The following is a 13,045-nucleotide window of genomic DNA, read 5'->3' on the forward strand; positions in this document are numbered from 1 at the left end:
ATGGAGACTGTAAATAGCCTCTCCAGCCTCATCATATCCTGTGCAGACTACAGGCGAGCAGTGCAAGAGCAGTCCTCTCTAGATAAGCACGTCTTGGGGGCCGCAGGGGCGTCAGGAGCAGTCTTGTCAGTCGAGGGCTGGCCTGAGCAGGCAATGGCAGAGCGTTTCCCCAGGACCAATGTGGGGCCATTGTGGTTGCAGGGTAGTGAACCGGGGCGTTCGTGAGCAGTTCTGGCTCTGGACAGGTGCAGACAAGGTGAGACCAGACCGGAGAGCCTGGGCTGCCGGTCTGGTCTGTGAAAGGGGAGCATCCTCTCGCTGGCTGGGCCGGCGCTACGAGCGAACACGCTCCTGAAGCAAGTTCCGAATGCGACCCAGCAGGGGAACCAGTTGTTTTTTGCGTGAAACCAGTCCTTCGACCTCAAGCGAGTGCCCATCGTCTCCGAGCGGTGCCCCCAGTACGCCGGCCACTGCCTGCTCACCGCCGTGGACCAACAGCCGGCAGCGCATGTTGATGATGTCAACAATCATAAAGAGGAAGACGCTATAGTTGCGCTCCTGAGAGAGCTGGCGCATAGCCTCCAGCAGCTCAGCGCTGCGCTGCTCAATGACCGAGGGAGTGGCTGTCTCGACTGTGCCGATGGCGAAGCGCAGGCCACTCACTGTGTACTCCTTGAAATCGGCGGTGAGCAGAGCCTCGGGACTGCGCTCGTTGAGGTCGGAGGCTGCCGCAGCAAAGATGGCCTGGCCGTAAGTTTCGAGGTCCTCGCCCGTAAGCTCGGCCAGCTCGGCGGCTACCTGCTCATCGCGCTCCGTCGTCGTGGGAGAGCGTAGAATCAGGGTATCGTAGAGCAGGCCGGCGAGCAGCAGACCGGCGGCCTCACGCGAGATGGGTACCCCGGCCTCGTGATAGAGGCTGACAATAATGGTGCCGGTGCAGCCAACCGGCTCGGCGCGGAACATGATGGGCTTGCTCGTATGAACATCGGCAATGCGATGGTGGTCGATAATGGCCAGCAGCTCTGCCTCCTCGATGCCATCCACAGCCTGGGCCCGTTCGTTATGGTCGACAAGGACGATGCGGCGAGGACGCGCGTTGAGCATGTCGGTCCGTGAGAGGTAGCCGACCAAACGCCCTTCATCGTCCAGCACCGGCAGCGATCGATGGCGTGCCAATAACGGCTGTACTTCGCTCATCAGGTCTTCCGGCCTGCAGGAGTCGAAGTCGCGATTCATGATCTCGCTGGTCTTCATACTCAGATTGATGAGGCGGACGGCGGTGAAGGTGTGATAGGCCGTGCTGATGACAAGTACCCCCTGTTTGCGTGCCGCAGCCAGGGTGCGCTCGGAGACGAGCAAATCGCCCGTGATGACCAGGGCTGCGGCTCCCGCCTCGATGGCGGCCAGTTGGGCATCCTCGCGGTCTCCCAGGACGACCAGACAGCCCGGTTCAAGATATTCACGCATGGTGGCCGCCTGCATAGCGCCCACTAGGATGCGATTGCCCAGCTTGCGGCGCCCCTCGACAAGCACGCGCCCATGTAAGACGCGCACCAGATTATCGCGCTCCAGCGGAACGCGATTGACCGCCTGGGGATCGAGGTCTTTGAAAAAGAGCTTGGCCAGGTCTTCAATCGCGATAATCCCCCGAACGCGGCCCTCATCGTCGATCACAGGCATGGCGCGCCGGTTATGCTCCTGTAGCAGACGCCCGGCTTCCAGCAAGGGCTGATCAACATGGATGCTGATAACGCCACGCCTCATGACGTCGCGTACTTGCAGATAGACGTCCTCCAGTGCCTCGGGCGGTTCAACTCCGTAGCGTTCTAAAACAAAGCGCACCTCGGGCTTGATGACTCCATGTCGCGCGGGGACAGCCTCTTCTCCCTGAGCTTGTAGCAGGCGCGCGTAAGCGTAGGCCGAGGCGATCGAGTCGAGATCTGACTGTTTATGTCCAATGACGTAGATTGGCTGTGCCATGCTAGCTGCTTCCTCCAGGCCCGTGCTCCCTCGTGGCGTGAGCACTGGCGTTCTGCCGGTCGTTGCGTTGGCGGCGAGAGATGAACAGTAGTACGCCTATCAGTATAACAAAAAGCAGTGCCAGGCTGATAGCCACGCCGAAGACGAGCGCCACGGGATGTATTGTGATGGCTGAGGGGGCTTCGGTGAAGGCAGTAGCCTGGGCAACGGTAGTGACGCCGTCGCTGAGCCGGTTGTTTGGTTTGGGCAGTGCGATGCCGAGATTCCTGCTGATGAGGCGTTGGGCGCCGGTGGATGCCGTCGCCGTGGGTCTGGGCTGGTACTCTCCCACCCGGCGATGGACATGGCTGACGCGCTGGCCCAGAGCGCTCTGACCATCGCCGAAATCCCAACGGTAGCTGAAGTCTATGACTGGCGAGCGAGAGCCAGGGCGAAGGAAGGGCGGCCCGGGCTGCGAAGGCGAAGGGGGTGGCCTGCTAGTGCCCTTTAGCACAGCAGTGACGCCAGCCCTGGCCTTCCCTCGCGTCATTTCCGCCTGTCCACTTCCTCCGCTGTAGCGCTGTGGGAGGTGGCAGAGAAGAGCGCCTGACTCTTGCATCTCCTTGCTCAAAAGGACGTTTGGCTGCTTCTTTCCTGGTAGTGGCCATTTTGGGGGGGGAACGCACGCTGTAAAAAATAGCCCGCTTGATCGTTCGTGGATTCCTCCCAGAGAGATGCCGTGGATACACTGCAAAGCGAGAGCCACGAGAGAGGGGAGACAAGCATGCTAGAGGTCATCATTGAAGATCGCCTCTCTGGACTGAGGTATCCAGTGGAGGTCTCGGGCGATGCACCGCTCTGGTCGCTGGTGCCGGCTCTGGTCAAGGTTTTAAAGTTGCCGCAGGAGGATAGCGCTGGCAACCGACTGGGCTACCGTTTAAGTCTGGCGGAGAGCGGGCGGGAACTACCGCGCGAGCTGAGCCTGGAAGCAGCTGGAGTCAAAGCGGGGGAAACCTTACAGCTGCGGCCCTACGTGGTTGGGCTGGCAGCCAGCGGGCGGCCATCGGCAGAGGATGGGCTGCATGATGCGGTGACGCTGGCCGATGGCATGGCCTTGCCGGTCGTAGGAGCACCAGGCTCTCCGGCTGCAGAACTTGACCAGCCGACAGGCGGAGGCAAGCGCTCACGGCGTCTGGTTCTCAGCTTGCTCGGCCTGACAGTGCTGGGAGCGGCGGGAGCGAGCGCGGGCTATGCGGCCTACCGCTCTGGTTTCCTGGGAAGGTGGCTGGCAACGCTGCCACCCCAGACCAGGCCGGCGGCCACCGTCGTGTCGAAGCAGATGCCGACAGCGACCGCTGCTACACTCCCCACTACTGCCCGGGCCAGTCTGGTTTTCACCCAGCACCGGCAGACGGTGCGTGCGTTGGCCTGGTCGCCTGATGGGAAATTGCTGGCCAGTGGCTCGCTTGATGGGCGACTGCTTATCTGGAATACACAAGGTCAGGTGCAACATGCCTTTACCATCAATGGGGCCGTGCGCACCCTGGCCTGGTCGCCCGATGGAACACAGCTGGCTTTGGGAGCTGGCTCGGCGGTGCAGTTTCTCGATCCCTACAACGGCGCGCCGCTAACGCAGCCGCTCCAGCGACATACTGCTACCGTCACCGCCGTAGCCTGGGCGCCTCATGGTCAGGCGCGCCTCGTCTCGGCCAGTCTTGATAAGCTGGCCATTGTCTGGGATGGCAAACTCTGGCGCCCCCTGCAGATCTTCAGGCGCCATACAAGTCCGCTGGAAGCCGCGTCATGGGCTGCCGATGGCCAGACCATCGCTACGGCCTCCACCGGGGGGCTGGTGCGCGTCTGGCGGGCTGACGGCGGCCAGGAAGTGCATGGCTACTATCAAGATGGCCAGCTGACCCTGCGTACACTGGCGTTCGCTCCCACAGGCGCACAGCTTGCCGTTGGCGGGGACGACGGCCAGATCCGTCTTTGGAACGGCCTGACCTGCCAGCGCCAGCAGACAGCAACCTTCGGAACCCAATGCGTCGACGGACCCCAGCGCCTCCGCCTGGACGCACAACCGCTACGTACACTGGCCTGGTCACCCGATGGAAGGCTGCTGGCCAGTGCTGGTAACGATGGCGTTCTCGCCGTCTGGTATCCGGCGCGCAGTCAGACGCCGCTTCTCACTGTCCGCCTGGGAACCCCAGTGCTCTCCCTGCATTGGTCTGCTGATGGACGCACCATAGCCACAGCGGCAGGTAATCGGGTGACGCTCTGGCAGCTCAGTTAAGCGCTGGTCGGGGCACGACCGGGCTGATCTGACGCACTCCTGCTAGAGAAGCGGCTTTAGTAGCAGCGGCGCTGACCGGGCCTGAGACTGAGGCCAATGGCTCTGAAGAATCCTGCGCTGCCGGACTCTAGCTCTGGCTGGCTGCTTCGATGAAGTCTACAAAGGCTTCTAAGTCGTTTCGGGCACGCCTGGCGAGTGGAGTGGATGAGGCTGGGACAGCTTCCAGGGTGGCACGCGCCCGGCGGCATTGTTCGGCCAGGAAAGCCTGGCAGTAGGAACGTGTCTCCGTGCGTGCAAAGATTGCCAGGATCTCGTCTACCTGCTCTCGACTCAAGGGAGCACTTTGCTGATACAGAGTCTGCAGCCGCTCGCGGTCAGCCGGTTGGGCATGGGCCAGGGCGTGTAGAATCGGCAGACTCTTTTTGCGCCGGTAGAGATCGCCAGCGGGATTCTTGCCCAGCTCATCCAGACTGGCCCAGACGCCCAGCAGGTCGTCGCGTACCTGGAAAGCCAGGCCCAGAGCCTCGCCAAAGTGACGTAGCCGCTCTACCGTCTCTCTCTCCTGGGTGCCCAGTAAAGCCCCCATCTCTGCCGCGCAGGCCATCAAGGCAGCGGTTTTACGTCGAATCATTTCGATGTAGACCTCGACCGAGACATCCATGCGTGTCTCGAAGAGCATATCGAGATACTGGCCCTCTGCAATCGTCAGACAGGTACGGTCGAGCAGGGCGGCCAGGCGAGCGGCGAGCGCTGGATCGACGCCGACCTCCAGGACACCCCACAGGGCCAGACGGCTGAGCGCGAACATGCCGTCGCCAGCATTGAGCGCATGGGGCACGCCCCACAGCTTCCAGACCGTCGGGCGGTGGTGGCGCTCGCTATCCTCGTCCACGATATCGTCATGGATCAGTGTGAAATTATGGGTCAGTTCGATCGCTGCCGCCGCGGGCAAGGCCCGCTGAAGGTAGCGACGTGACTCATCCTCGGAAGGCAGCTGGCCCCAGGCCCCGGCAGCTTCGTAAGAGAGGAGCAGCAAGGTAGGACGCAGAAGCTTGCCCGTCTGAACGCTGATGGGACGCAGCTGGGCGTCGACCCACCCCAGATGATAGCGCATCTGACCATAGTAATCCTGCAGAAGCCAGAACGCCTCTGCTCCCGTAGAGGCTGTGGCGTGCGCCACAGCCTCCCTGAGTGCGGCCTGGATCTCCTCGCGGTAGCGCTGGAGCGTTGTTTGAACAGTACGTGAGCTGGCCATGCTTCTCCACAGAAAGCTTTTTCCCTATCTTAGGGGTGAAAGTGAAAAAAGACAAGTGCTGCCAGGGTGCCTGCCAGCGTCACCCAGCGTGCCAGCCCCTTGAGGCCACCCACGTAGGAGAGCGGAGCACAGAGATCACAGTAGCGGATCGTGTACTGGTAGCGATGACCGCGCAGGCCCTCGCGAACGATAACGACATCTTCGTCTTTCTTCCTGGTATGTAGCTCTTCGCAAACGTAGCGCCCACAGCCTTTACAGCGGTATTGATCGATAAAATGGGAAGTACGGGAGATCGACCACTGATCTGGATAAACCGGGACGCCGCAGACGTAGCAGACCTGGATCTCGGCCAGGCGTAGCTGCCGCTCAGCACAGGGTGAATGTTGCTGCTTCGGAAAATGCTCCTGGCAAAAGCTACGGTGGCAGTCGGGACAGCGTCCCAGGGCCTCCTGGTCGCATTCTCGGCAGCGGCGAGACAAACTCAGCGTCTGTTGGCGCCGGCGCGTCGTAATGGGATCTTCCATTGTTTCTGCTTCCTCTGCTCTTTCTTATAGTTGATTAAGCGCTGCGGCCAATGAGTTGCTGACAAAATCACGGGTAGATCGTCTGACTGGCCAGCTGGCCTGATGGGAGAGCAATATCTCTATCTCTCTGTGTAGTATAGCATGAGAGGCATACCTGTGCCGCATGGTAACCGGGATAGCCTAACAAGCCGGGCGAAGAGGGTGGGTGAGTGAGGGCAGCGGGGCCCGTCACCTGGCTACGGTGGCTCATGCCGGTGAGGTGGGTCTGGCTGGAGAGACGGACAAGCGAAATCATGTTTGCAGTCTTGTGCTGCTAGACGATAAGATAATAGAAGCACCAGGCATCTGAGCAAAGCAAGCGGAGGACGGCCAGCCTCAACCCGAGAGCCGCCATGCACCTGTGGCGGCGTGAAGATTCTGAACTTCCAGAATTGGCCAGCGTTCCGGCCCTTGACAGCCGGGGGGACGGGGCCAGAGACAAGAACTCTATCTTCGTGAGGGCAGCCAGCCATGTCTGTAGCAGCAGCGGCAACTGTACCGCTACCGCCGACAATCTGGGATCGCTATCACCTCGAATGGGGTCGACGTACCTACGTCATGGGTATTGTCAACGTTACTCCCGACTCCTTTGCCGGCGACGGCCTGCTTCCCACGGGGGCAGGCGCCTTAAGCGATCCCGCCGTGCGCGACCAGGTAGTGCAGCGTGCTGTCGCGCAGGCTCAGCAGTTTGTCGCCGAAGGAGCGACCTTCATCGATGTGGGAGGGGAGTCGACACGTCCGGGCGCCGCGCCGATTTCGCCCGCTGAAGAGCAAGAGCGAGTCCTGCCGGTAATTCGGGCCTTGCGGGCGGCCTTGCCCGAGGACATTATTATTTCCATCGACACCTATCGGGCCGAGGTTGCGCGCCAGGCGCTGGAAGCCGGGGCCAACCTGATCAACGATATCTGGGGTCTGCGTGCTGACCCTGAAATGGCGGCTCTGGCTGCCGAGCGCGGCGTCCCTGTCGTCCTCATGGCAAACATGCGCGGCTTTCGGAAGCGCGACATTGTTAGCGACGTCCTGCGCTTCCTGGCGGGCAGCATCGAGAGCGCGCTCGCAGCGGGAGTAGCCTGGGAGCGCATCATCATTGACCCGGGCATCGGGTTTGGTACCACGCCTGAAGAGAATCTGACCCTGCTCCGGCGCCTGAGCGAGCTACGCAGCCTTGGGCGTCCTCTGCTGCTGGGGACGTCACGCAAATCGACCATCGGCCTGGTGCTGGGCGGTCTCCCGCCCCAGGAGCGTGTCGAAGGCACTGCCGCTACAGTAGCGCTCGGCATCGCCCAGGGAGCCGATATTGTCCGGGTTCACGATGTACGTGAAATAATGCGTGTTGTCAAAATGAGCGATGCCATTGTGCGTGGTGCCTTTTCTCTTCCGAATCCCTGAGAGAAAGGCGTAGCAATTGAAGTGAACTATCAGGAAGCTCTTGCCTATCTCTACAGCCTCAGCGACTATGAGCGCGGCGGCGGTTACGCGCGCGATCGTAACGAGAATCTACCTCGCGAGCGTTGTCTGCTAGAGGCTGTAGGCAATCCACACCAGGCTTACAGCTGCACCCTCATCGCGGGCACCAAAGGGAAAGGCTCAACGGCGGCCATCATTGAGCGTGTCTTGCGTGAGGCGGGCCTGCGGACTGGCCTTTATACGCAGCCGGACCTGCACACCTTTCGCGAGCGCATTCGTATCAATGGTCAGCTCATTGGCGAAGAAGATGTAGCCAGGCTCGTGCCCGAGCTGCGCGCCGCCGTCGAGCGCATTGAGCGAGCGGGGCGTTTTGGCCCCTACATCACCTTTGAAGTAGCGACCGCCCTGGCCTTCCTCTATTTCGCGCGCCAGGGAGTCGAGCATGCCGTAATCGAAGTTGGCCTCGGGGGGCGACTCGATGCCACCAATGTTACCATGCCGCTGGTCTCGGTCATCACCTCCATTGGCTTTGATCACATGGAGGTTCTGGGCGATACGCTGACGAAGATTGCCACTGAGAAGGCTGGCATCATCAAGCCGCAGGGGACAGTGATCACCTCGGCCCAGGCCCCAGAAGCTTTGCTGGCCATTGCTGCAGTCAGCAAGCGGCAGCAGGCCGAACTTATCCGCGTCGGGCCGGCGGAAGGCGATCCGGCGCAGGAAGAGGTCCGGGCAGCTCTCCTGCCGCCGCTGCGTTACCGCTATGCCCTGGAGGCGCGTACTCCCGAGAGCCAGCGCTTTACCGTCGAGACTCCCTCGCAGGTCTATCGTGGGCTGGAGCTATCCCTGCTGGGCCAGCACCAGCTTGAGAATGCCACGGCGGCCATAGCTACCCTGGAGTCCCTGCGCCACAAAGGCATTCAGTGGACCGAGGAGGCCCTGCGAGCAGGCTTGCGCTCGGTCTACTGGTCGGCGCGTCTGGAAGTCATTGGACGGGAGCCGCTGGTCGTAGTAGATGGCGCTCATACTGCCGAATCGATGCAGCGCCTTATCGAAGCACTGCGGACCACCTTCCGTTTCCGGCGGCTCATTGTGGTTCTCTCGACCCTGCGCAACAAGGACGTGGCGGGCATGGTCCAGGCCCTGGCTGGTGTCGATGCTGTTGTCATCACAGCCGTTGCCAATCCGCGCACGCTGGGCATCGAGGAAATTGCCGACCAGTTCAGGACTCATGCTCCTCATGTCCCCCTCTATCGCGCAGAGACCAGCCGTCAGGCAATGGATCTGGCGGTGCAGCTGGCTGAAGTCGACGACGCCGTCTGTGCCGCCGGCTCGCTCTATCTGGCTGGTGAAGTGCTGCGCTGGGCTGCGGCCCGAGGCAACCAGCAGGTAGCGGCCACCATCGAAGGTGTTGATCACTCAGGTTAGCTGGCTTTGCAGCTCGGCGCGCCTTCGCGCGTAGCGGGCGCTACCTTTCTTGCCCGCTGCTGAAGCCTCCTCTGCTGTCCACTGGTGGGCCGTGCCACGCGATTGCGAGGTGCGGCCCCCTTTGCTGGCGATCTCGCGTCGACGCTCGGGGCTGAGCGCGGCCAGCCCACGCGGACGCCCTGTCTTGCCTATCATCATAGTCGGCTCCTCTGCTCGATCTAGACTAGCCCGTGTCTTTCCTGGTTGTCGCTGGTTGCTGGAGCCGGCTCCTCTGCTCCCCTTGTCTTCACTGCCACTGTGCCGGGTGGTGACAGCAGCCAGGCGTGTTCTATTGGCTCTTCTGTATTCAGAATAACAGAAGCGCAAATCCTCGGGCAAGCAAAACTACAAAAATCGCCAGAATTCTCAGCAGTCTCTAAGACTGTGACGTTTCGTTAGAGGGTGGACCTGACGCTGTGCCTGCTGGTTGTGAAAAAAGCCGCTGGCTCTCTGGAAGAGGGCGGCTGTTGCAACGTACAATACTGTAGAGCAGGGCGTTGCGGTCCCGGCCCATGCCCCGCCACGGTACGACGTCGTAACGCTTGATCCACGACAGGAGATGCGCACATGCAAGGCTTAATGATGAACTACCCGCTGACGCTGCAACATGCCTTCAATCGGGCCACGCGCCTATTCTATCGCAAGGAGGTCGTGACGCAGACGGAGGATGGACTCCACCGTTATACCTACGCCGATTGGGGCAAGCGCACCATGCAGCTGGCCAATGCCCTCAAAGAGGCGGGCGTTGCCCAGGGCGACCGCGTTGCAACTTTCGCCTGGAATACCTATCGCCATCTGGAGCTCTATTTTGCCATCCCTTGTTATGGGGCCGTCCTGCACACGCTCAACATCCGCCTGTTCCCCGAGCAGCTGGTCTACATTGTCAACGACGCTGAAGATCGTGTGATCTTTGTCGATGGTGATCTGGTACCGGCTTTGGAGCAAATTGCGGATCGTCTGCCGACGGTCAAGCTCTACGTGGTGATGGGACAGCCGCCCTATCAGCCTCAGAAGCTGCATCCCGTGGTGGACTACGAGGATTTCATTGCCACGCAGCCGACAACCTATGCGTGGCCCGAGCTAGATGAGAATACGGCGGCTGCCATGTGCTATACCTCCGGTACCACGGGTAACCCCAAAGGTGTGGTCTATAGCCATCGCTCGATCTTCCTGCACTCGATGGGGGTGGGCCTGGCCGATGGCCCCGGTCTCTGTGAACAGGATCGCGTCTTACCGGTTGTGCCGATGTTCCACGCCAATGCCTGGGGCTTTCCGCATGCGGGTGTCATGATGGGATCAAGCATTGTGATGCCGGGACGCTTCCTTGATCCCCTGCGCATTGCCCAACTGATGGAGAAGGAGCGCGTGACGCTCGCCGCTGGCGTGCCCACGATCTGGATCGGCCTGCTCAACGTTTTGGAGAAGGAGCAGTTTGATTTTTCTGCTCTGCGTGCCATTGTCAGCGGCGGCTCGGCGGTACCCCAGTCGCTGATCGAGGGCCTGGCGCGCAAGAACATAACCATTATTCACGCCTGGGGCATGACCGAGACCTCGCCGCTGGCTTCCGTTGCGCGCCTGCGCAGCTATCAGCGTGATCTGCCTGCCGAAGAGCAGTTCCGCACTCGCGCTAAGCAAGGGACAGTTGTGCCTGGCGTTGACTTCCGCGTGGTCAACATTGAAAGTGGCGAAGAAGTGCCTTGGGATGGTCAGACCTTCGGTGAGCTGCAGGTGCGCGGCCCCTGGGTGGCGCGAGCGTACTATAAAGATGCGGCTTCCGGCGAGAAGTTTGTCGATGGCTGGCTGCGCACAGGCGATGTGGCCGTCGTTGATGCTGATGGCATGATCCAACTCGTCGACCGTACCAAGGACCTGGTCAAGTCCGGTGGCGAGTGGATCTCTTCGGTGGAGCTAGAGAATCTGATTATGGGCCATCCCAAGGTACTCGAAGCCTGCGTGGTAGGAGTGCCCCATCCGAAGTGGTCAGAGCGCCCGATTGCCTGTGTTGTCCCCAAGCCGGAGTTTGCCGGCCAGGTGAGGGCCGAGGAGATTCTGGAGTTCCTGCGCCCCAAGGTCGCCAAGTGGTGGCTGCCGGACGAGGTGATCTTTGTGGAAGCCATTCCCAAGACCAGTGTGGGCAAGTTCGATAAGAAGGTGTTGCGTGCTCAGTACGAGTCACGCCTGGCTGGCCAGGCCTAGTCAGCGCTGGCCCAATCCTGGCCGCTTGTCTGCCTGCCCGATCGCTGGCTGAGCCGCCTCTGGACCTGCTGCTAGGGCGTGGCTCCGAAGAGCTTGCAGAGCAGCTGCGTTGTGAAAGTCAGCACCAGTTCCCGTGGCACACTGCCGCCACGGGAACGCCTTTTGAGGGCCTCTACGCTCTCGGGGGAGAAGATGCCAGTCTGTGCTAAAGCCGTCGGCGCCAGGGTCTCAGCAAGGAGATCACGGCCAATGCTGCTCAGGGTTGTTTTGCTGGTCAGCGCGGCTGCCAGGGAGCGGGCCGGCGCGCTGAGAAGGGTTGTTACCGGCCAGGCTTCCTGCTCTGGCGCTCTGCGGTAGCGCTGGGCCAGGGCGGCCAGCAAGGGCGAGCTGGACAGACTCTCGGAGCTGGCCAGCTCCTCATTACCGGGTGGCAGGGCGGCCAGCATGTCCGCCAGCTCCGGCAAGGTAAAGGGAGCCACCAGGATTAGACGGTCAAAGGCGGCTAGCTGCTGGGCCGTCTGCAGAAGCAGGTCGGGCAGACGTAGATGCAGGTCAAGATAGCGCCAGCGTTGCCAGACCTGGGGCAGCGCCAGCGTCTTGCGGGCCAGACGCCGTGCATAGCGGGTCTCCTCCCAGCTTGGACCCTCAGCCAGGCAACGCGCAGCTTCCGGCGTCCATAGCTGGTGCTCCTCCGCGACAGGCGGCCTCTGCCCGGTTGGCCTGCCGTGCAGGAGCGCACTGTAGCTGTGGAGCAGCTCTAGACTCTCCTGACCAGTAAGGGGGGAGCCAGGAGGAGGGGCCAGCAAAGAGCGTGCCCCCAGTCCCATCAATGCCAGGCGCGCGCCACTTTCGACGCCAGCCGTGTGCAGTGCCTGATGCAAAGCCAACGGCCAGGTGAGAGCGCAGGGAGCTTCGAGGGCGCTCAACGTTGCCAGCCAATACTCGGGCGCATCAACACCCTGAATAGCGAGAAAACCTGAATGGAGGCGCTCCGCCAGCGCTTCTGCTCTTGTGTAGGCGCGACGCTGACCGGCAAAGGCCAGGGTGGCGATCTGCAGCAATGGCCTGCTCTCCTCTGCTCGCTGCTGCGCCATCTCGGCCACCAGCTCCGCGCTCAGGGCTGCTGCCCCTGTTCCATCGGTCAGCACCAGCAGGGGAACGGCTGGCAGCGGTAGCAGGCGTTGGCACTGCGCACGGAGGATCTCATCCAGCGCGCTCAGGACTGTCTGGTCTGCCTCTAGAGCTGCTTCCCTTTTTTCCCCTGCTGAATGGGAAGTTGCCAGACGGTAGTCGTACAGCTCGCTGACGAGCGTACGCCCCTGCTGCCAACGCAGCAAGGAACCGGCAGGAACCACCTCAATGCCAGCGAAGGCTGTCCAGGGCGCTGGCAGGAAACCGTAGCGCCGAACGGCCTCCAGCGCTGGGAGGAATAAGCGAGAGGGAACACCTGCGGCCAACAGCGCCTTGATCTCACTTGCGAAGAGCAGATCGCCGGGCTCCGGCCAGTCTCGCACATAGTAGAGCGGGTGCCAGCCGGTCAGGGGACGGCGGTAGACAAAGGTCTGCTGGCCTGGCAGCCAGTCCAAAAGCGCCGTCTTCTGTGGCATTGCCGCAGCCGCGAGAGGATCTGCGAAGGTCACCAGACCCGCGCCAGGTTGCAGCACCAGCGCTCGCTCACCACCATGCTGCTCTAGCACCGCAGCCATGCGCAGGAGCCGTTCCTCAATCATTGCCTCGGGTATGGCTTGCTTGCTTAACCAGCCTGCCAATGTTGCCATTGTCAAAAGCATTCCTGCCAGAGGCACGCTCTCCGCAAGAGCAGCGCCCTGGTCTGCCTGCTTCCTGCTCGTTGCTCGCTGCGCGGCCTGATGGCATACTACAGGTGCGCGCACACTCGCTCACTTT

10 protein-coding genes are annotated in these 13,045 nt (G+C 61.7%); 4 read left to right on the forward strand and 6 right to left on the reverse strand.

All coding sequences use genetic code 11. The features are described from left to right. Positions 1-333 precede the first annotated feature (333 nt). Both N688_RS07135 and N688_RS07140 read right to left on the reverse strand, forming a co-directional pair. Positions 334-1,980: a putative manganese-dependent inorganic diphosphatase gene (locus N688_RS07135; RefSeq protein ID WP_052888637.1), complete on the reverse strand. Its 1,647-nt coding sequence runs from the start codon at positions 1,978-1,980 to the stop codon at positions 334-336. Between the two features lies 1 nt (position 1,981). Then, positions 1,982-2,509 carry a PKD domain-containing protein gene (locus N688_RS07140; protein WP_052888638.1) on the reverse strand — a complete coding sequence of 176 codons (528 nt, stop codon included), beginning with the start codon at positions 2,507-2,509 and terminating at the stop codon, positions 1,982-1,984. Positions 2,510-2,743: 234 nt separating this feature from the next. Here N688_RS07140 and N688_RS07145 point away from each other — a divergent pair, with 234 nt between their 5' ends. Next, entirely contained in the window at positions 2,744-4,252 is a 1,509-nt protein-coding gene (locus tag N688_RS07145) for a WD40 domain-containing protein (protein ID WP_052888639.1), read from the forward strand. Positions 4,253-4,379: 127 nt separating this feature from the next. On the opposite strand, the gene N688_RS07150 is transcribed toward N688_RS07145, so the two are convergent. Continuing rightward, positions 4,380-5,507: a polyprenyl synthetase family protein gene (locus tag N688_RS07150; RefSeq protein WP_052888640.1), complete on the reverse strand. Its 1,128-nt coding sequence runs from the start codon at positions 5,505-5,507 to the stop codon at positions 4,380-4,382. 29 nt (positions 5,508-5,536) lie between these two features. Beyond that, on the reverse strand, positions 5,537-6,031 hold the full coding sequence (locus N688_RS07155; RefSeq protein WP_052888641.1) for a B-box zinc finger protein: 495 nt from the start codon (positions 6,029-6,031) through the stop codon (positions 5,537-5,539). A gap of 510 nt (positions 6,032-6,541) precedes the next feature. Here N688_RS07155 and folP point away from each other — a divergent pair. Together folP and N688_RS07165 are read left to right on the forward strand one after the other, a co-directional pair. After that, positions 6,542-7,459 (forward strand): dihydropteroate synthase, encoded by a 918-nt coding sequence (folP, locus tag N688_RS07160; protein WP_052888642.1) that lies wholly within the window; start codon positions 6,542-6,544, stop codon positions 7,457-7,459. A 21-nt stretch (positions 7,460-7,480) separates the two neighbouring features. Continuing rightward, positions 7,481-8,905 (forward strand): bifunctional folylpolyglutamate synthase/dihydrofolate synthase, encoded by a 1,425-nt coding sequence (locus N688_RS07165; protein ID WP_052888643.1) that lies wholly within the window; start codon positions 7,481-7,483, stop codon positions 8,903-8,905. Here the strand turns inward: N688_RS07165 and N688_RS07170 are convergent. Beyond that, positions 8,897-9,103, reverse strand: coding sequence for a KGG domain-containing protein (locus N688_RS07170; protein WP_202901857.1), 207 nt, complete (start codon positions 9,101-9,103; stop codon positions 8,897-8,899). The genes N688_RS07165 and N688_RS07170 overlap by 9 nt on opposite strands. A 408-nt stretch (positions 9,104-9,511) precedes the next feature. Here N688_RS07170 and N688_RS07175 point away from each other — a divergent pair, with 408 nt between their 5' ends. Continuing rightward, complete coding sequence (locus N688_RS07175; protein ID WP_052888644.1) at positions 9,512-11,140, forward strand: long-chain fatty acid--CoA ligase; 1,629 nt, start codon at positions 9,512-9,514, stop codon at positions 11,138-11,140. Between the two features lie 71 nt (positions 11,141-11,211). Here N688_RS07175 and N688_RS07180 read toward each other — a convergent pair whose 3' ends face one another. After that, on the reverse strand, positions 11,212-12,918 hold the full coding sequence (locus N688_RS07180) for a hypothetical protein (RefSeq protein WP_156025331.1): 1,707 nt from the start codon (positions 12,916-12,918) through the stop codon (positions 11,212-11,214). Positions 12,919-13,045: the final 127 nt, after the last annotated feature.

The organism is Thermogemmatispora carboxidivorans, assembly GCF_000702505.1.
Classification (GTDB): domain Bacteria; phylum Chloroflexota; class Ktedonobacteria; order Ktedonobacterales; family Ktedonobacteraceae; genus Thermogemmatispora; species Thermogemmatispora carboxidivorans.